We start from the raw sequence: 19,575 nt of genomic DNA, 5'->3' as shown, positions 1-19,575 counted from the left end.
TGTCCGACACGGCACGGTCCTGGTCGGCGCTGACCTGCGCAGCGCTGTCCCGCTCTGCGCTGACCTGAGCGGCGCTGTCCTGCGCCACGCTGTCCGACACGGCACGGTCCTGGTCGGCGCTGACCTGCGCAGCGCTGTCCCGCTCTGCGCTGACCTGAGCGGCGCTGTCCTGCGCCACGCTGTCCGGCACGGCACGGTCCTGGTCGGCGCTGTCCTGGTCGGCGCTGTCCTGGTCGGCGCTGTCCTGGTCGGCGCTGACCTGCGCAGCGCTGTCCGGGCCGGGGCTGTCGTGGTCGGGCGGGCTCATGTCAGGAGTCCTTCACGGGTGAGTGCCGCGTCGACCCGGGCCTCGAGCTCCAGGGCGGCGGCGACGGACGCCGGGTCGGTGCTCCGCCTGCGCAGCAGCGACCGGGGGCTCCCGCCGAGCCCGCGCCTCGCGAGCAGGTGCCCGGCGACGGTCTCCCGTTCCCGGGGCGGGAAGTACGTGAACGCCTGCCGCAACGCCGGCAGCGCGATCAGGAACTCCGCCTCGCCCATCCCGCTGATCAGGTCGTCGAGCACGTCGAGCACCCGCGGCGAGTGCAGCACCTCTTCGCGCGCCACCGCGAACAGCCCTGCCAGCCAGTCGCCGGCCGTGCCCGGGGCCGCCGCGCCGCGCACCGCCCGCACCGGGTCCTCCCAGCCGCTGCCCTGTTCCTCCGGGTCGGTGGTGTCCACGGACCAGCAGAAGCCGAACGCGGCGCCGCGGAGGTCGGGCGGGGACTCCCGGTCCTCGGCGACCCGGCGCATCACGGCGAGTGCGGCGTCGCGGTCGAGGGCGAGGCGCGGCCCGGCGTGCACCGTGGTGTCCCGGACCGCGACGACCGCCGCGATGCGGGCGGGGTCGGCCGGGGAGGCGCTGCCCCGTACACCTTCCGCGAGCCACAACGCCCGCTGGTGGGCGGCGGCGATCACCGTGCCGAGGGGGACGCTGCCGGCGGTGCCGAGGAGCCGGTCGTGCCGCCACAGGGTCAGCACGACCGCGAGGAGCCGGCCGAGGTCGCCGAGGTCCCCGGCGGTGCCGACGGCCGCGCCCAGGTCGTGCAGCACCTGGTCCGACAGGCGGACCGTGCCGCACAGCGCCGCGTCGAACAACGCGTCGGCGAGACCGGCGACGTCCGCCCCGCGGATCCGTTCGGCGAGGACGGCCGCGGCGGCTTCGTCGAGGGTCGCACCGTACGCCCCGGCCTCGATCAACGCGACCAGCCGATGCTCATGGACGGTGACGTCCCACTGCTCCTCCAGCACCGGATCAACCCCGGTCCGCGGCCCCCGCCGCCGCTCGAACCCCGGGATCCGCAGCACCCGCAGCCGGTGCAGCAGCCGGCTGCGCCGCAGGCCGTCGTCCTCGGTGAGCGCGACGGTGACCGTACCGTCGACGCCGAACCCTTCCCGTTCCAGCTCGACATCCGCGTGGTGCACGAGCGGCGGCAGCGGCGTCGATGGATGCAGCCGGCCGACGCGGGTGCCGCTGAGCGCCGCGACCATCTCGACGACGACCGGGTGGGTGCCGGCCCGCAGCCGCCCACGGGTCGCCCACGGCAACGGCTCGTCGAGCGCGTCGTGCACGAGCGCCCCGGCGAGCCCGTCGAGGATGTCGGTCCTGCCCGGGTACTGATGTCCCCGCACGAGCGCCAGCCCCGCTGCGGACGCCCGCGCCGCGATCAGGTCCGCCGTCGACGCCCGCTGCTTGCGCTCCCGCAGCCGCCCGACGACAGCCCCGGCCAGGTGATCGGCGGCCTGCCGCGGCCCCCCGTCCCACAGCTGCTGGTAGTACTCCGGCGACGGCATCCCCGACTGGTACCCGTCGAACGAGTCCAACCGCCGGAACGAGTACGGCACCAGAAAACTGCCCCCGACCGCCTCCTCAGGCAACACCGGCACCTCGGGCCACGCCGTGTCCCCGCCCACGCCCCCCACCGACGCGCCACCCCCGTCTGCACCTTCACGCGGCACTGGCACGCCGAACCGCGCGGCGCCCCCGTCCGCATCCGCGCCCTCAGCACCCACCGGCTCCTCAGGCGACGCCCCACTCTCGTCCGCACCTGCTCGCGGCGCCGGCACAACGGACCGCCCAGCGTTCCCGTCCCCGGCACCCACCGACACTCCGGGGGACGCGCCACCCTCATCCGCGTCTGGCGGTGGCACCGGTGTGACGCCCCCGTCCGTCAGACGGATCAGCGCCGGCCGGTGGAACCCGCCGGTGACCACGACGACGGGACGGTCCCCCGCGTCGGCGGCGGCCGCGCGGATCCAGCGGGCCATGTACGCCTCCCGCCTCACGTCGCCCTCGCTCGCCGGGGTCTCCCCGCGCAGCAGGTCGAAGTACGCGGCGAGCCGCTCGGCGATCCCGTCATCGGGCGGGATCTCGAACAGGTGGTCCCACAACGCGTCCACGTTGTCGACGGCGAACTCCGTGCACAGCCGGTCGACGACCTCGGCGTAGCGCTGCTCGGCGTCGGCGTACCGGTTCTCCCGCTGCCCGAGGGCCGGGTCCCACGCCGGCAGGTCGATGAAGCGCACGGTCGCGCCGGCCCGGTGGCCTTCCTGCAGCGCGACCCACTCCGGCGAGTACGCGCAGAACGGCGCCCACGACGCGCAGTGCCGCTCGTCGTCGCGGTAGCTGCTGAACACGGCGACCGGCAGCTCGTGCCCGAGGAGCAGCTCGCCGATGCGGTCGTTCATGTCGGCGGGCCCCTCGACGAGCACGTACGCGGGCCGCAGCACCGCGATCGTGCCGGCGACGAGCCTGGCGCAGGCCGGGCTGTGGTGCCGCACGCCGATGAACGTGGTGACCATCGCCGTTACCCCGGCAGCTGGTGCCGGGCCGCGTGCAGCGCCTTCCACTGCGCGCCGTTCCGCCAGGTCAGCTGCTGCTCCAGGTACCGCCGCAGCTTGGCCAGATCCTCGGTGTTGTCCTTCGCGGCGGTACCGGCGAGGCACGACACCAGGTCCTCGGCGGTGCCGGCCTCCCGGCGCAGGAACCAGCCGCGCAACCCGACGGCGTGCGCGACGGAGACGGCCTCGGCGGTGCTCATGACCGCCGACAGCCGCTCCATCGTGTCGCCGCGCGCCGACTGTCCCGTCCGCAGCTCCCGAAACGTCGTCACGAGCACCTCCAGCACGTCGCGGCGCGGCGCGGCGGTGACCCCGGACCGGCGCAGCAGCGCACCCGCCTCCGCCTCGACGAGCGCGAGCTCCGTGTCGAAGTCGGCGATCGGGAACACGGTCTCGAAGTTGAACCGCCGCTTCAACGCCGCGCTCATCTCGTTGACGCCCCGGTCACGGGTGTTGGCGGTCGCGATCACGTTGAACCCGTCACGCGCGAACACCATCGCCTCCGGCCCGGTCAGCTCGGGAATCGCGAGCACCCGGTCCGACAGCGGCGACAGCAGGCAGTCCTGGACCTCGAGCGGGCAGCGGGTGATCTCCTCGAACCGCACGACCTTGCCCTCGGCCATCCCCCGCAACAGCGGCGCCCGCACGAGCGACCGCTGGTTGGGCCCTTCCGCCACGAGGAGTGCGTAGTTCCACGAGTACTTGATCTGGTCCTCGGTCGTCGCCGCCCCGCCCTGTACGGTCAGCGTCGACTCCCCGCTCACCGCCGCCGCCAGCAGCTCCGACAGCAGCGACTTGGCGGTGCCGGGCTCACCGACCAGCATCAGCCCCCGGCTGGTGGCGAGCGACACGAGGGCACGGTCGATCAGCGACGGGTCACCGACGAACTTACGGCTGATCCCCGCCGACGGGTCCCCCACGATGAACCGCCGCGCCGCCGTCAGGCTCAACGCCCACCCCGGCGGCCGCTCCCCGCTGTCGGTGTCGCGGAGCTTCGCCAGCTCGTCGGCGTACCGGACCTCGGCCGGCGGCCGCTGCACGGCGGTGCCCTCCTCCAGCAACTCGTGCGCAGCGCTCACAGCCTGACCTCCCACAGGTCTCTGATGATCTCGGACACGGTAACGGGGCCGAGCCCGCCGACCATGCCCGGCCCGTCCCTCTCCCACCTGGCCACGCCACCCCCACCGATCCAGACCTCCAGAAACGCCTGCCCCGCCGTCTCCTTCACGCCGCGCGCACCCCCTCCCACTCCCGCCTCGCAAGCCACACCCACTCCCACGACTCCGCCCGGACCCGCCTCGCAAGCCACACCCACTCCCACGACTCCGCCCGGACCCGCCTCGCAAGCGGCACCCGCTCGCACAACGCCGCCCGCATCCACTCCCACGACCCCGCCCGCGACACCGCTCGGACCCACGACCCCGCCCGCGACACCGCTCGGACCCACGACCCCGCCCGCGACACCGCTCGGACCCGCGACGCCGGCCGGACCCGCGACGCCAGTTGCACCTGCTTCATCCGTCCGATCCGCTTCTCCGAGGCGGGCCGGGCACACTTCGCCGGGCGAGCCCGTGCCGCTCGCGGTGTCCTTGGTCATGCGGTCGCTGCTTCCAGGTCACGGACGAGCTCGTACGCCCCGATCGGGTCAAGGTCGGCGAGCCGCAGCCGCTCCGTCCCCAGGTGGCCGGCGTGCCGCCGCACGACGCAGACGTCGGCGATCGCCTGGACCGGGTCGACGGTCGGGTCGGCGTGGTGCAGCCCGGGGTCCAGCTCGACCACGGCGACCCGATCACCGGGGAGATCCCTCTCGATCGACCCCCACCCGTCCCGCAGCCCGCTGCCGGTCCGCCGCCACGCGCCGCGGAGCAACGCGGCGAACCTCCCGCTCGGCGCCTTCACGCCGACGAACCGGACCAGCGCGTCACGGTCCACCTCCTCGGCGGCGAGCGCATGGGAGCCTCGCCCGAGCTGCGGAAACGGCTGCAGGATCGCATAGTCGGCGAACACCCCGGCCCACGCGGCCACCCCGTCACCGAGGTGCAGCGGATGCGCGACCCCGACCACCGCGTCGTCGGCCAGCGTCACCGACTCGTCACCAACCCCGGCGAACGTCCGATCCTCCGCCACCCGCACCCCCACGACGCCCCGCGCCGGCCCGCCACCTCCACCCGAACCAGCGGCCGCGACCTCAACCCCACCGCCCAGCGCGGTGACGCCCCGCGCCGGCCCGCCACCCCCGCCCGAACCGACAGCCGTGACCTCAACCCCGCCGCCCAACACGGTGGCACCCTGCACCGGCCCGCCACTTCCATCCGAATCAGCTGCCGCGACCCCGATCCCGGCGCTCAGCACGGTGCGGGACGGCGCGGTGGCGTCGGAAGCGGCGGCCTGCACGGTGCGGGAAGGCGCGGCGACACCTGCCGAGACGGCATGGCCACCCACCACGAGAGCGCGGTCGCGTCCCGGGACGAAGCTGCCGGGTGGACCGGAGGGCTCGGCCTGCCCGGCGGACGGTTCGACGGGGAAGACCGCCCAGACGAGGCGGCGGGCCACGTGGAAGACCAGCGGGTGGTCGACGATCAAGCGGCGGAACTCAGCGGCGGACCACCGGCGGCCCGACACCATGGCGTGCTCGAAGCGTGTGACCTGGTCGGCGGCGACGGCCCGCGCGTCCTTCTTCAGCAGCGCGAAGCGCTGCGCGGCGGCGCGGGCGAGGGCGGGGTCGTCGCGGGTGCCGGGCTTCGGCAGCTCCTTGCGCCGGGCGCCGGTCCCGTCGGTGACGAACGGCCTGAGCTGCTCGTCGAGGCCGACCGTGAACCGGCGTGGGCCGTAGTCGAGCGTGAGCGTGCCGCCGGCGTCGAGGCCGAGGTCGGGGACGAGCCGGTCGGCGAGCTGGTCCGGGGACAGGTCGAGGGACGCGGCGACCTCCGCCAGCCGCTCCTCGGCGCGGACGCGGATCGGCTTGGCCCGGACGGTGGTGGTGAGGCGGTGCAGGTGGGTGAGGGCGCCCTCGGTGCCGATCCTGGCGATGATGTCGACGGCCGAAGCGGCTCTGGCCATGGCGCCCTCGCCGGGCCAGGCGCGGATGTGCGCGGCGAGGTGGCGGGCCGTCTCGTCGTCGCCGAGCAGGGCCTGGGCCTCAAGGACCCAGCCGGCGCGCGGCGGGGCGCCGGCCTCGACCCAGCGCTCCAGCAACGACACCGCGAACGCGGCGAGCGACGCCGGGGTGCACGCCTCGGCGACGACGGCCAGGCCGGCATAGGGCTCGCCCTGCTTCGACATGGCGAGCATCGTCAGCACGTGCCGCGCGGCGTCGGGCGGGACCGTGCCGGCGCCGCCGCGCAGCTCGATCGGGGTGAGGGCGGCCGGGTCGGCCCAGTCGGGCAGCGCCGGCACGCGCGCCGGCAGCACCAGCAGGGGGTCGGTGTCGAGGAGGTCGATGACCGCGGCTGAGGCGACGGCACCGTAGGACCGGGCGGCGGTCTCGACCGTGTCGCGGTGGTCCAGGCCGGCGAGGACGCGCAGCGCCCGGCCGGCAAGGCGGCGCGCGGACCCGCCCGGCCCGACCGCGGCGGGGATGAGCGCCCGGGCGGCGGCCGCGGGGTGCCGGCGCAGCCAGTCGATGGCGCGCTGCCGTGCGGCCCGGCCGCCGTCGAGCCCGCGGGCGACGGCGGCGGCGACCTCAGGCCCGGTGAACGGCATCAGCAGCGGGCTCGCGCCCGACCGGTCGACCTCGAGGACGAGCGGCAGCACGAGCACGCCGAACCTCGCGATGAGCGGGGGCGCCCAGAGCTCATGGTCCCAGCGCCGGGTGGGCCGCCAGCGGGCGGCGACCGGCGCGGCGATCTCCATGGGCGCGCGGAGGAAGAACCCGAACTTGTCGAACCAGGCGCACCGCCCCGCTTCGATGTCGCGGGCGAGCGCGGTCCAGTCGGACCGCAGCGGCCCCCACTGGCCGGCGGTGCCGGCCCGGTCGAGCCATTCCGCCTGCTCCCCCGGCTCCCAGCCGATCGCCGGCTCGTCGGTGCAGCGCAGCCCGGGGACGACGAGGGGCTTACGGCCGGGCCGCCGGGCCGAGGCCCACGGTGGTGTGACGAGCAGCGGCGGCAACGCCTCGGGCGGCGCGACGACGCGGCGGTCGAGCGCGGCGAGCTCGGCGGCGACCCTGGTGGCGGCGGCGCCGGCGAGCGCCGGCAGAACCTCCTCTGCGGCGGCACGGTGCCGGGCGACGTGGGTGCGCAGCCGCTGGGCGATCCGCGGGCGCGACGCCCCCTCGGCGAGCAGCCGCACCGCCCGCTGCGGGAACCGGTCGCACGCCTCGGTCAGCGCGGCCGGGACGTCGCGCTTGTCGGCCCGGTCGACGAGGGCCTGGAGCGCCTCGTCGGTCGGCATCGTGGCGAGAATCGACAGCATGGCTCGCCGGCCGTCGGCGGACGCCGACCCGAACCGGTCCAGCCACACCACGAGCGGCGGCACGACGGCGACACCGAGCCCGTCGGCGATCGTGGGCAGCAACGTGGCGTCGGCGAACATCGCCCACGGCGGATAGGACCCGACAAGGGTCTCGGCCTGCGCCGCGGTCGTCACCGACGCCAGGGTCAGCCGGGTGCGCCAGTCGTCGCCGACGACGTGACCGCGCACCTCCTCCTCGACCCACGATGCCTCGGTCGGCGCGAGGAACGCCGCCACCACCCGGTGCGTCGCCGACCGCTCCCGCCAGGCGGCGAGCCGCCGCACAAGCGACCGGTACTCCTCCTCGGGCGCCGCGACGAGGGCCGCCCGCACGCGTGCCAGGACGGGGAACGCGCCCTCGGAGCCCCGCAGGTAACGGACCACGGGCTGCCCAACCAGGGTCGTGCCGGCGCCGAAGCTGCCATAGCCGAGGCCCTGCAGCTCCATGGCGGCCTCGACGGCGAACGGCAGCCCGCGGCCGGCGACCCACCCGTCGGCGAACACCGCCGCCGCGGCCCGGCAGCGCTGGTCGGGCGGCCCGACATACGCGGCGACGACCGCGGCCGCGCCGAGCGGGGTGCTGGCGGCGTCGCCGTCGAGGTGCGCGAGGCCCTCGGCGCGCACGTCGGCGGGGGTGTCGGCGTTGGTAAGCGCGGCGCGCAGGCTGGGGCGCTTGTCGAGCAGCGCGGCGATGTCGGCGGCCCAGGTCGCACTCGGGCTGAACCCTGCGGGCGCCCCGCCGCGCCGCGGCAGGATGTCGCGCAGCCAGGAGGCCGGAACCCCGAACGTGCCCATGTGCCGCCTCCCCGTGGTCCGTTTCGGATGGCGGTCACCATAGCGACGCCCACCGACAATTTCGGGTGAGGCGGCCGCACGCTGCGGGAACGGCGTTGATCACGAAATTGAGCAAATGGGGAAAATCGGATCCTCGGAAAAGTGTCAGACCCTCCTGTTACACCTACAGACATGGGAATCCGAACCAGCCGCGGGGTGAGCGTCGACGAGGCGCTCCGGATGGTCCTGACGCTGCCCGAGGTGGAGCAGCGCCAGCACGGCAACCATCTCGGCTTCCGGGTGCGTGACCGGGGGTTCGCCTACCTGTGCGAGGACGACTGGACCATGCTGGTCAAGACGTCCCGTGAGGAGCAGGCGGCGCTCGTCGAGGACGACCCGCGGGCCTACAAGAAGTCACACGTGTCCGGCCGGTTCGGCTGGGTGCAGGTGCGTTTACGCAAGGCGCACGAGGACGAGCTCGCCGATCTGATCACGGAGGCGTGGAGGATGACCGCACCGCGGCCGATCGTGGCACGTCTGGATCTCGCGTTGAGTTAGCGGGTGATGTACAGAGTGAGCCCTCGCCACCCGTTCCCGCTATCGCAGCGCCGACACGACCATCATGACGAGCCCGGCGCTCAGCACGGCGAGGAAGGCGACCGCGAGAACGATGCGCGACGACAGACGAGCGACCGGGGCGACGTTGGCCATGATCTTCATGCACGGGAGGAAACCATGACGGCCTGAAGCCGGCCTGTGGCCCGGCTGAAGGCGAACGCCCACCGCGCCCCGAGCGCACCAGGCGCCAGAGGGACCATGCCGGCGGCAGGGGGCATGCCTGCAGAGGACCAGCGCGCTCGACGGGGCGGAACCGGTCCAGAGGGAGCGGCGCTGGCGGAGGGAACGAAGCAACAGAAGAAGGCGCGCACGCCTGGGGAATCACCCGAGCCGGAGCAACCCGTCCGGGCGAGGAGAGCGGCCAGCCAAGGGGACAACGCTGGCCGAAGGTGACCGCTTGCTCCGGAGCCGTTCCAGCTGTGGCGGCCCGCCGGTCGAGAGGGAACGGTCAGCCGAGGGGAACGGTCGGCGAGGGCAACAGCCGGCCGAGGAACGACCGGTCGACTGGAACGGGCAGCCGAGGGAGCCCGTCGGCAAGGGGTCCAGGCCGGGCGGAGGGGCAGCCGGGCGGAGAGGCAGCCGGGCGGAGAGGCAGCCGGGCGGAGAGGCAGCCGGGCGGAGAGGCAACCCGGGGCGGAAGGCACCCCGGGGCGGAAGGCAACCCGGGGCGGAAGGCAACCCGGGGCGGAAGGCAACCCGGGGCGAATGAGCAACCGGACACAGAGGCGGCCGGGGCGAAGAGACAGCCGAGGCGAAGAGGCAACCGGACACAGCGGCGGCCGGGTGGGGGGAACCGCTCAAGGTGTGGCGGGGGCTGCCGATTGCGGCGGCTGTGGACGTGCGGGTGCTGGGGCAGATCGAGATCATTGACGGTGACGGCCGGCGGATGACCGGGGATGACCTGCCGCGGCGGGCCCGGCAGGTGCTGGGGGTGCTCGCGGCGCGGCATGACCGGGTGCAGTCCAAGGATGCGCTCGCGGACGCGGTCTGGGGGGTGGACCTGCCCGGGAACGCGACGGCGGCGCTGGAGCACTACGTGTCGGTGCTGCGGCGGGCGTTGCAGCCGGGGGTGCCGACGGCGAGGTCGTTCATCGTGACGCGGGCCGGTGGGTACGTGTTCGCCACCGACCGGGCCCGGCTCGACCTCGCTGAGCTGCGGGCGGCCGCGAAGGTCGCGGAGCGGCGGCCGGGGCAGCTGGACGTGCGGGAGCGGATCGTCGAGCTGGCGCCGGAGCTGCCGTTCGTGGAGGACGAGTACGCCGACTGGGCCGCGCCCGCGCGGGCCGAGGTCAAGGCGGTGCTCGTCGCGGCGCTGCTCGACCTGGCCGAGCCGGCGGCGGCCGCGGACCCGGCCAGGGCGCTGCGGCTGGCGCGGGAGGCGACGGAGCTGGAGCCGTTCACCGAGCGCGGATACCGGCTGGCGATGGTCGCCGGTGCGGCGCTGGGCCGGGCCGACGAGGTCGTCCGGTGGTTCGACCTGTGCCGGCGGGCACTCGCCGACGACCTCGGGATCGCACCGTCCGCCGACACGACGTCGCTGCGGGATCGCCTTCTGGCGGAGCTCAACACCGCCGCCGCCCGACCGGTGGAGAGCGCGCCGAACGGGGACCGGCGCCGGGGCGGGGACCGGCGCAAGGCCGACCGGCGTGCCGCGGTGCCCACCGGTCCGGCCACGTCCGATGCCGGGGAGAGCGGCGCCGCGGAGCCGGTCGAGCGGCGGCTCGCCGTCGTCAGAGAGGCGGGCGGGGAAGCGGGCAGGGAGCACAGCAGAGAAGCCGGCGGAGAGACCGGCAGGCAGGCGGCGGGCGGGTCGGCGGACGCCACGGGGTTCGCCACGGGGTTCGTGGGGCGGCGGGGTGAGCTGGCCGCGCTGCGTGACGGGCCGGGGGTCGTGCACGTGGTCGGGCCGGCCGGGGCGGGGAAGTCGGCGCTGCTCGGGCGGCTGCGGGACGAGGCGCCGGAGCGGGTCGGGCTGGGGCGGGGCCCCGGGCCCGGCGGGGCGCTGCGGCTCGGCTGGTTGCGCACGGCGTTGCACCAGTTGGGGCGGCCCGCGGACCGTACCCTCGACGCGGCGATGCACGAGCGGCGCACGCTGCACCCCGCCGAGCTGGACGCGATCGCCGCGGAGCTGGGTGGGTGTGTCGTCGCGGTCGACGACGCGGAGCATCTCGACGCGGACTCGGTCAGCGAGCTGCGGTGGCTTCGGGAGCGCGGAGTGAGGGTCGTGGTGTCGTACCGCTACCCGTCGGCGATCGCGGACCGCCCCCTGCACGCGCTGGACGCGGACCTGGTGCTGCGGCTCGACCCGCTCGGCGAGCGCGACCTGCCGGTCGACGTCCTGCAGGCCAGCGGCGGCATCCCCGCGCTCGTCGCGGCCACAGGAGGGGCCACGGGAGGAGCCGCGGGAGGAGCCACGGGACGGGCCGCGGGAGGAGCCGCAGGCGGGGACCCGGCGATCGCGGAGGCGGTCGCGATGCACCTCGCCAGGCAGCGGACCAGGTGGATGCCGCCGGCCGCGTGGGAGATCCTGCGGCTGACCGCGGCCCTCGGCACGTTGCGGGTGGAGCAGCTGGCCGCGGCCGGTGGGCTGGACCTCGACGAGGTCCTGGCCGCGGTCGACCGGCTCGTCCACGCGCACCTGCTGGTGGAAGGGCCCGGCGGCAGCGTCCGGCACCGCAGCGACCTGATCCGGTCCGCCGTGGCCGCCCAGATCTCCGCCGCCCACGGCCACCACCTCCGGGACCGCCTCGCCACCGCGTAGCGCCGGCCGGACGAGGCACCACAACCCGACAAGCAGCGCCGTACATCAGCCGCAAACGCGACAGGAAAACCTCGTTGCGCCGGGGAGCGGTGCGTCGTATGTTGTTCTCAGATCGAGAAATACTCTATCTGAGAAGGACTCATCGTGAACGACGCCGACTTCCTCGCCAGCTACGACCCGCGCGCCTACCCGCCGGTGGCGGTGACCGTGGACATCGTGGCGTTCACGATCCGCAACGGCGTGCTCAACGTGCTGCTCGTGCGGCGCGCCTGCCCGCCCAGCGAGGGCATGTGGGCGCTGCCGGGCGGGTTCGTCGGGCAGTGGGAGGACCTGCCGACCGCCGCCGCGCGGGAGCTGGCCGAGGAGACCGGCGTCGCCACCGCGCACCGCCGGCTGCACCTGGAGCAGCTCGGCACGTACGGCGCACCGGACCGCGACCCGCGCATGCGGGTGTTCTCGGTGGCGTACGTCGCGTTCGCGCCGGACCTGCCCGATCCCGTGTCCGGCTCCGACGCCCGCGAGGCGGCCTGGGTGCCGATGGACGAGCGGCCCACGGAGCTCGCGTTCGACCACGGCACGATCGTCGCCGACGGCCTGGAGCGCGCCAGGTCGAAGCTGGAGTACACGCCCCTGGCGACGAAGTTCGTCGGCGAGGAGTTCACGATCGCCGAGCTGCGCGCGGTGTACGAGACGGTCTGGGGCGAGCCGCTGCACGCCGGCAACTTCCACCGCAAGGTGCTGTCGGTCCCCGGGTTCGTCGAGAGCACCAACACGACCACGGAACGCGGCGGCGCCCGCGGCGGACCGCGCGCCAAGCTCTACCGTGCCGGCGACGCCCGCCTCCTGCACCCCGCGCTGCTCATGCCCAGCCGAGAGGAGACGGTCCGGTGACCCGCAGCGGTGCAACCAGAAGCACCACCACCGCCGAGGCGATCGCACTGATCGAGTCCGCCGGCGGCAGCCTGTTCGACGGCGACGACCCGGCCGGCACCTACCGGCGGCTCGCCCGCCTCACCCACCCCGACGTGGCCGGTCCGCAGGGCGCCGCCGCGTTCGCCCGGCTCACCGAGCTGTGGCGCAACCACGGCACGATCCGCAGCGCCAAGGGCGCCTACTCGACCGCGACGCTCGCCTTCGAGGGCGACCTGGCCAACCTGTACGCCGTGCCGGAGGGCCATCTGAAGCTCGTCCGCGACCCGGCGTGCAACGACCTCATGGCGCGGGAGGCGACCGCGCTGCAACGGATCGCCGACCGTGGCGACCCGCGCTACCTGCCCTACGTGCCGCGGCTCGTGGACACGTTCCGCCACAAGGAGGACGCCACGACCAGGCGCGGCAACGTCGTTGCGACCTCCGCAACGGGGTTGCACAGCCTCGCCGAGGTGGCGCTGCGCCGCCCGAACGGGCTCGACCCGCGCGACGCGGCGTGGATGTGGCGGCGGCTGCTCGTGGCGCTCGGCCTCGCGCACCGCGCCGGCGTCGTGCACGGCGCGATCGTGCCCGAGCACGTCCTCATCCAGCCGGAGGACCACGGGGTCGTGCTCGTCGACTGGTGCTACAGCGTCACCGAGCCCGGCGACCGGATCCCGGCGATCGTGCCGCACCGGCGCGACCACTACCCGGCCGAGGTGCTCGCCCGCGAGACCCCCGGCCCGTACACCGACCTGGCCATGGCCGCCCGGCTGATGGCCGACCTCATGGGCGACCGCGCCCCGCAGGCACTGCGGCGCTTCGCCGACGGCTGCCGGCTCGCGTCACCGAGGCAGCGCCCCGACGACGCCTGGAAGCTGCTCGGCGAGCTCGACGACCTGCTGCACCGCCTGTACGGCCCGCGCAAGTTCCGACCGTTCACGCTTTGAGAAGGAGACCCTCATGGGAAGTGGGATCTGGTCGACCGACGTCTACGACGCCGCCGACCGCTACCGTCGCGCCACCGGCGCCAGCGCGTTCGCGTACAGCGACTCCGGCGCCCGCACCGTCCACAGTGCACTCGACCCGAAGGGCGTCGGCACGCGCGAGAGCCGGGACTCCGACGAGCACCCCGACTCGGTCGCCATCGCCGTCATGTTCGACGTGACCGGCTCGATGGGCTCCGTGCCCCGGGTGCTGCAGCAGAAGCTGCCGCAGCTGCTCGGTCTGCTGCTGCGCAAGGGATACGTGAAGGACCCGCAGATCCTGTTCGGCGCGATCGGCGACGCCACCTGCGACCGGGTGCCGCTGCAGGTCGGGCAGTTCGAGTCGGACAACCGGCTGGACGAGGACCTCGGCCGCTTCGTGCTCGAAGGTGGCGGCGGCGGGCAGATGACCGAGTCCTACGAGCTCGCGATGTACTTCATGGCCCGGCACACCAGCATCGACTGCTACGAGAAGCGCGGCAGGCGCGGGTACCTCTTCATCATCGGCGACGAGCAGGCCTACTCGCGGGTGAAGCCCGGCGAGGTCCGCGACGTCATCGGCGACAAGCTCGGCGAGGCGATCGGCTTGCGGGCGATGGTCGACGAGGTCCGCCGCATGTACGACACGTACTACATCCTGCCCGCCGGCTCGTCGTACGCCGGCAACACCACCATCCTCGACTTCTGGAAGGACCTCCTCGGCCAGAACGTCATCGCCCTCGACGACCTGGACGCGGTGTGCGAGACCATCGCCCTCACGGTCGGCCTCGGGGAGGACTCCATCGACCTGGACGAGGGCCTCGAGGACCTGCGCGAGGCCGGCTCGGCGGCGACCGCGACCGTCGGCAAGGCCCTCGCCCGCATCGGCGGCGGCCGCGCGCCCGTCGCGACCGGCTCGGCGCCCACCATGTCCGGCACCACCAGCGTGGAACGGTTGTAAGCCGTGCGGCACGTCATCGTGGTGGACCTCGGATACGGGGACTGCGGCAAGGGGACCGTCGTCGACCACCTCTGCGCCACCCGTGACGTGCACACCGTGGTGCGCTTCAACGGCGGCGCCCAGGCCGCGCACACCGTCGTGCTCGGCGACGGCCGCAAGCACACGTTCGCACAGTTCGGGTCGGGCACGTTCCGGCCCGGCGTGCGGACCCACCTGTCGCGGTTCATGGTCGTCGACCCCCTCGCCCTGGCCGCCGAGGCCGACCACCTGGTGGGACTCGGCGTCCACGACGTGTGGTCCCGGCTCACCGTCGACCGGGCGGCGCTGCTGTCCACGCCGTACCACCGCGAGGCGAACCGGGCGAAGGAGATCGCCCGGGGCGCCGACCGGCACGGTTCGTGCGGGATGGGCGTCGGGGAGGCCATGGCGTACGCGCTGCGCCACCCCGACGACGCGCCGCGGGCCGGCGACTGCACGGATCCGCCGCTGCTGCGGGCGAAGCTCCGCCGGCTCCGCTCCAATTTGGGCGTGGACGGCCCGCCGGTCGACGCGTGCGTCGAGGCGTACACGGCGTTCGCCGCCACGGTGTCCATTGTGGACGGACTGCGGATCGAGGGGCCGTGCGTGTTCGAGGGCGCGCAGGGTGTACTGCTGGACGAGTGGCACGGGTTCCACCCGTACACCACCTGGAGCACGACGACCTTCGCCAACGCCGAGACGCTCCTGGCCGGCGAGCCCGCCTACCGGCTCGGGGTCCTGCGGACGTTCACGACCCGCCACGGCGCGGGCCCGCTCGTCACCGAGGACCCGTCGCTGCCCGTCACCGACCCCAACAACCCCGCGAACCCGTGGCAGGGCGCGTTCCGCGTCGGCCACTTCGACGCGGTCGCGCACCGGTACGCCCTGGACGTCTGCGGCGGCGTCGACGGGCTCGCCCTCACCCACCTCGACACCGCTTCGGCGCATCCGGACCTGCGGATGTGCGTCGACTACGACGGCGTCAAGCCCACCCGCGGCCCGACCGGCGACCTGGACCGGCAGGAGCGCCTCACCCGCGCGATGGCGTCCAGCCGGCCGCGCCTCGTCCCGGTGGACGACTGGACCGCCGCGGTCGAGGAGCAGCTGTCGGCGCCCGTGGTGCTGGAGTCGCACGGCCCCCGCTCGGAGGACAAGACGTCCACCGATTCGGCACCGACGGTGGCCGCCCGGGTGACATGCTGAGGTCCGCACCTCAGTCGCACCACAGTCGAACCTCAGCCGGTCGTGTGACGCTGCCTGCCGACACCTTCGGGAGGGACACGCATGGTCATGGGACTCGGTCGGGGCACGCTCAACGCGGTCCTCCTCGCCACCGCGGCGGGCCTCGCGATCGGCTGCGTCGCCGGCGTCGTGTCCCCCACGTTCGCCGAGGCCGGACCCTCCGCGCCGCACCGGGCCGCCCCCGCGACGGTGGTCACGGACGTCGACGTGCTCACCGGCGACCACATGAGCATCACGGTCCGCTTCAGCAACCCTGGCCGCGCGCCGCGCCACGTCGCCGCCACGGACATCAGCGTGTCCGCCGGTGCCGTCGTCCTTCGCTCCCGTACGACCAGCGCCTTCGACGTCCGGCCGGGCGCCACGGCCACCTCGACGTTCGACTTCGACACCCCGCCGACCGGCGCGTCCCTCACCCTCAACCTGCCGGGTGAGGCGCTCCCCCTCTGAGACCCGTCGCCGCCCGGCGCGCGAGCAGCACCAGCCCGACCGCACCGGCGGCGAGCACCGCGCTCGCGGTGTAGGCGAACGGGTCGAGCACGAACAGGTCGCCGCCCGCCGGGCCGGTCCACCCCGTCAGCGCGCCGAGCAGCGTCCACAGCAGCGCCGCCACCCCGTCGCCGACCATGACGACGAACGGCCCGGCCAGTGCGGTCAGCACCAGCGTCCGCGGCGCCCGGCCGGCGCCGAGGCCGGCGACCCCGGCGAACGCGGCGACCACGAGGGTCTGCGCCACCATGTACGCGGCGTTGTTGAGATGCAGCAGCTGGAGCAGCTCATACGTGTCGTCGGCCAGCGCGGTGTACCGGGTCGCGACCGACCGGTGCGCCACCGCGACCGCGCCGCAGCAGATCAGGCCGGCGCCGAGCACCCAGCCGGACCTGACGAGGACCCAGCGCCCGCGCTCCGCCGGCGGGTCACCCCCGGGCCTGCGGGCCAGCAGCGCCGCACCGAGGACCAGCCCGAGCAGCGCCGGCACGAACGCCGCGACGAGCTCCATCCCCAGCACCGCGTCCAGCGCTGCCCCGTGCGGGTAGCAGTCGTTCGGATCGCCGCACCGCGGCACGCCGGCCTGGTCGAGCTGCCGCTGCACGGTGCCGGCCGCGAACCAGACGTACCCTGTGGCGACTGCGCTCACCACGGCGGCGGCGACCAGATACGGACGGAGCAGCCGCAGCGCAAGCCCCATCATCCGGCGGTCATCTCCGTGATCGTCAGCGGCGCCGGTCCCACGGGGAGCCCGGCATCGGCGCCTCCACGGTAGGCCGCCGGGCGCACCGCAGCGCGGGGCACGCGTCTCAATCAAGGCCGACGCGTGCATCGCCGGCTGACACCGCGGCTCGACCGGGGCCGACACGTGCACTGCGGCCCGGGGCAGGGTCCTTCCAAGGCCGGCGGGTGCACCGCGGCTCGGGCGCGGCCATCCAAAACCCGCGACCCGGACCCGCCGCGGCCAGGTCCGGCCCCAGCGCCGCAGCTCAGACGCCGCCCACCCAAGGCCCATGGCTCGGACGCCGACCGTCCGAGGTCGGCAAAAGCGCGGCGGTCCCCATCACTCGGGCTCGGCGGGCGGGTGCCGCGTCGGTCACCGGTGGGTGGTCACCCGCCGTCGCAGACGTCACGGCCCGGCTGGGTGGCCGGCCCCGTCCTGCCCCGCACCGACCGTTCCTCGCGCCGCCTCTAGCATCGCGCCTGGCGCCGTCCCGAGAATGGGACATTCCCCGCCCGAGCACCGCAGTCCGGGCGCGGCCCGCCGGTGCCGCGTGGCCCGGGACGGGGTGACGGCCTGGAAACCGGGACGGCGGCGAGGGTTCACAGGCCGCCGCCGAATGGTTCGACGGCGGCTCACCTGGGGCGCGCGGGGTCAGTGACTGAGGCGCTCGCGGCGGACGACGGGGCGGCGGCCCTCGCCGCACGGCCTCGGCGGGCTGGGCGCGGCGTCGGTCACCGTCCACCGGTGGGTGGTCACCCGCCTCCGCAGACGTCACGGCCCGGCTGGGCGGCCGGCCCCGTCCTGCCCCGCACCGACCGTTCCTCGCGCCGCCCCAAGCATCGTGCCTGGCGCCGCCCCAAGCATCGCGCCTGGCGCCGCCCCAAGCATCGCGCCTGGCGCCGCCCCGGGGATCGGGCCGCCGCCGAGTGGCTCGGCGGCGGGATCGCATGAGGGCGTGGGGGTCAGTGGCTGAAGCGCTCGCGGCGGACGACGGGGCGGCGGCCCTTCAGGGTGGTGCGGCGCAGCGTGTCGATGACCTCTTCGACGGCGCCCTCGGGGACCTCGACCAGGGAGAAGCGGTCGGTGATCTCGATGGCGCCGATGTCGCGGCCGCTCAGGCTCGACTCGCCGGTGATGGCGCCGACGAGGTCCTGGGGGCGGATGCCGGCCGCGCGGCCCGCGCCGACGAAGAGCCTGGTCATGCCGCCGGCCGGTACGCGGCGGCCGCCCGCGTCGCGGCCCCGGCCGCGACCGTCGGCGTCGCGGACCGCGACCCGGCGGCCGGGACCCGGCCGGTCCCCCGAGCCCGCACCGGACCGCCCATCGCCGACGCCGGAGCCCGAGCCGAACCGGTCGGAGGGCTCGCGGGGCGCGCGGAGGGTGATGTCGGGGATCTCCTCCTGGTCGCCCTCGCCGATACCGGTGGCGTCGTGGGCGATCTTGACCGCGGCCATCGCGATCTCCATCAGGTCGAACTCGTCGCTGAGGGTCTCCACGACGACGCGGAACTGGGTGAGGGCCTCACCGTCGGCGGCGAGCAGCTCGTGGAGGGCGGCACGCGTGAGCTCGAGGCGGCGGGCGCGCAGGTCGGCGACGGTCGGGACCTTCTCGATGAGGATGCGCTGCTTGGTGATCCGCTCGATGGTCTTCAGCATGCGGTGCTCGCGGGGCTCGGCGAGGGTGATCGCGATGCCCTCGCGGCCGGCGCGGCCCACGCGGCCGATGCGGTGGACGTAGGACTCGGGGGCCGAGGGCACGTCGTAGTTGACGACGTGGGTGAGGTGCTCGACGTCCAGGCCGCGGGCGGCGACGTCGGTGGCGACGAGCAGGTCGGCGGTGCCGTTGCGCAGGCGCGCCATGACCCGGTCGCGCTGCTCCTGGCCCATGCCGCCGTGGAGGGCCTCGGCGCGGTACCCGCGGCCGTTGAGCGTCTCGGTGAGCTGGTCGACCTCGTCGCGGGTGCGGCAGAAGACCAGCGCGGCGCCCGGGGCCTCGACGTCGAGGATGCGGCCGAGGGCGGCGGGCTTGTGGGCGCGGCTGACGACGTACGCCACCTGCCGCACCAACGGGGCCTCGCCGGCGGGGGTCGGCGCGCGGCCGATCTGGATCCGGACGGGGTCGTTGAGGTGGCTGCGGGCGAGGCCGTCGATGCGCGGCGGCATCGTGGCGGAGAAGAGCACCGTCTGCCGGTCCTCGGGGGTCTCCTGCAGGATCGCCTCGATGTCCTCGGCGAAGCCCATGTCGAGCATCTCGTCGGCCTCGTCGAGCACGACGACGCGCAGGTCGTGCAGGCGCAGCGTGCCGCGGCTGATGTGGTCGAGGGCCCGGCCGGGGGTGGCGACGACGACGTCGACGCCGTGCTCCAGGGCGCGCAGCTGGCGGCCGATCGGCTGGCCGCCGTAGATCGGCACGACGCGGGTGCCGAGGTCCTTGCCGTAGCGGTGGATCGCCTCGGACACCTGGACGGCCAGCTCGCGGGTGGGCACGAGGATGAGCGCCGAGGGGTTGTCGCCGCCGGGCGAGGGGATCGTCTGCAGCAGCGGCAGCGAGAAGGCGGCGGTCTTGCCGGTGCCGGTGGCCGCCTGGCCGAGCAGGTCACGGCCCTCCAGCATCGGCGGGATCGCCTCGCGCTGGATCGGGGTGGGCTCCTCGTAGCCGAGGTTGGTCAGCGCCTTGAGCAGCTCGTCCCGCAAGCCCAGTTCGGCGAAGCCGGTGTCTTCGGTCACGGTGGGGCTCCTCAATCGCGAAATTCGTGGCTTCTACCAGCATCCCAGGCCCGGCGTCCCGC

General features: G+C 74.7%; 14 protein-coding genes and 1 pseudogene. 8 read left to right on the top strand and 7 right to left on the bottom strand.

Features of this window, described 5'->3' with window-relative positions; translation table 11 throughout:
* Positions 1-19: 19 nt before the first annotated feature.
* Positions 20-211: pseudogene (locus ABZ321_RS20515) on the top strand (pentapeptide repeat-containing protein); the annotation flags it as partial.
* Positions 212-303: 92 nt separating this feature from the next.
* Here the strand turns inward: ABZ321_RS20515 and ABZ321_RS20510 are convergent.
* The 4 genes from ABZ321_RS20510 to ABZ321_RS20495 form a co-directional block, all read right to left on the bottom strand.
* Positions 304-2,838, bottom strand: a complete 2,535-nt coding sequence (locus ABZ321_RS20510) for a DUF5682 family protein (protein ID WP_354893328.1) — start codon at positions 2,836-2,838, stop codon at positions 304-306.
* 5 nt (positions 2,839-2,843) lie between these two features.
* Entirely contained in the window at positions 2,844-3,956 is a 1,113-nt protein-coding gene (locus ABZ321_RS20505) for an AAA family ATPase (RefSeq protein WP_354893325.1), read from the bottom strand.
* Positions 3,953-4,105: a hypothetical protein gene (locus ABZ321_RS20500; protein ID WP_354893322.1), complete on the bottom strand. Its 153-nt coding sequence runs from the start codon at positions 4,103-4,105 to the stop codon at positions 3,953-3,955. Before ABZ321_RS20500 ends, ABZ321_RS20505 begins: the two co-directional genes overlap by 4 nt.
* A gap of 365 nt (positions 4,106-4,470) precedes the next feature.
* A complete protein-coding gene (locus tag ABZ321_RS20495) occupies positions 4,471-8,124 on the bottom strand; it encodes a DUF4132 domain-containing protein (protein ID WP_354893319.1) in 3,654 nt (1,217 codons plus the stop codon).
* Positions 8,125-8,295: 171 nt separating this feature from the next.
* Here ABZ321_RS20495 and ABZ321_RS20490 point away from each other — a divergent pair, with 171 nt between their 5' ends.
* A complete protein-coding gene (locus ABZ321_RS20490; protein ID WP_344502548.1) occupies positions 8,296-8,661 on the top strand; it encodes an MmcQ/YjbR family DNA-binding protein in 366 nt (121 codons plus the stop codon).
* 39 nt (positions 8,662-8,700) lie between these two features.
* Here ABZ321_RS20490 and ABZ321_RS20485 read toward each other — a convergent pair whose 3' ends face one another.
* Positions 8,701-8,823 carry a hypothetical protein gene (locus ABZ321_RS20485; RefSeq protein ID WP_354893316.1) on the bottom strand — a complete coding sequence of 41 codons (123 nt, stop codon included), beginning with the start codon at positions 8,821-8,823 and terminating at the stop codon, positions 8,701-8,703.
* A 784-nt stretch (positions 8,824-9,607) separates the two neighbouring features.
* On the opposite strand from ABZ321_RS20485, the gene ABZ321_RS20480 reads away from it, so the two are divergent.
* The 6 genes from ABZ321_RS20480 to ABZ321_RS20455 all read left to right on the top strand — a co-directional run bounded on the left by ABZ321_RS20480 (position 9,608) and on the right by ABZ321_RS20455 (position 16,024).
* On the top strand, positions 9,608-11,482 hold the full coding sequence (locus ABZ321_RS20480; protein WP_354893313.1) for a BTAD domain-containing putative transcriptional regulator: 1,875 nt from the start codon (positions 9,608-9,610) through the stop codon (positions 11,480-11,482).
* A 141-nt stretch (positions 11,483-11,623) separates the two neighbouring features.
* Entirely contained in the window at positions 11,624-12,373 is a 750-nt protein-coding gene (locus ABZ321_RS20475) for an NUDIX domain-containing protein (RefSeq protein WP_344502804.1), read from the top strand.
* On the top strand, positions 12,370-13,341 hold the full coding sequence (locus tag ABZ321_RS20470) for a serine/threonine protein kinase (RefSeq protein ID WP_354893310.1): 972 nt from the start codon (positions 12,370-12,372) through the stop codon (positions 13,339-13,341). The genes ABZ321_RS20475 and ABZ321_RS20470 overlap by 4 nt, the downstream gene beginning before the upstream one ends.
* A gap of 13 nt (positions 13,342-13,354) precedes the next feature.
* Complete coding sequence (locus tag ABZ321_RS20465) at positions 13,355-14,317, top strand: hypothetical protein (RefSeq protein ID WP_354893307.1); 963 nt, start codon at positions 13,355-13,357, stop codon at positions 14,315-14,317.
* A gap of 3 nt (positions 14,318-14,320) precedes the next feature.
* Positions 14,321-15,538: an adenylosuccinate synthetase gene (locus tag ABZ321_RS20460; RefSeq protein WP_354893305.1), complete on the top strand. Its 1,218-nt coding sequence runs from the start codon at positions 14,321-14,323 to the stop codon at positions 15,536-15,538.
* An 87-nt stretch (positions 15,539-15,625) separates the two neighbouring features.
* Positions 15,626-16,024 (top strand): hypothetical protein, encoded by a 399-nt coding sequence (locus ABZ321_RS20455; RefSeq protein WP_354893303.1) that lies wholly within the window; start codon positions 15,626-15,628, stop codon positions 16,022-16,024.
* Here ABZ321_RS20455 and ABZ321_RS20450 read toward each other — a convergent pair.
* Complete coding sequence (locus tag ABZ321_RS20450) at positions 15,993-16,766, bottom strand: hypothetical protein (RefSeq protein ID WP_354893300.1); 774 nt, start codon at positions 16,764-16,766, stop codon at positions 15,993-15,995. The two genes, ABZ321_RS20455 and ABZ321_RS20450, sit on opposite strands and share 32 nt — an antisense overlap.
* Before the next feature lie 983 nt (positions 16,767-17,749).
* Positions 17,750-19,513: a DEAD/DEAH box helicase gene (locus ABZ321_RS20445; RefSeq protein WP_344502556.1), complete on the bottom strand. Its 1,764-nt coding sequence runs from the start codon at positions 19,511-19,513 to the stop codon at positions 17,750-17,752.
* Between the last annotated feature and the right edge of the window lie 62 nt (positions 19,514-19,575).

This window comes from Dactylosporangium sp. NPDC006015 (genome assembly GCF_040614215.1).
Classification (GTDB): Bacteria; Actinomycetota; Actinomycetes; order Mycobacteriales; family Micromonosporaceae; genus Dactylosporangium; species Dactylosporangium maewongense.
Note: the sequence above shows the minus strand (reverse complement) of the source record. Positions and strands in the feature narration are given on the sequence as shown.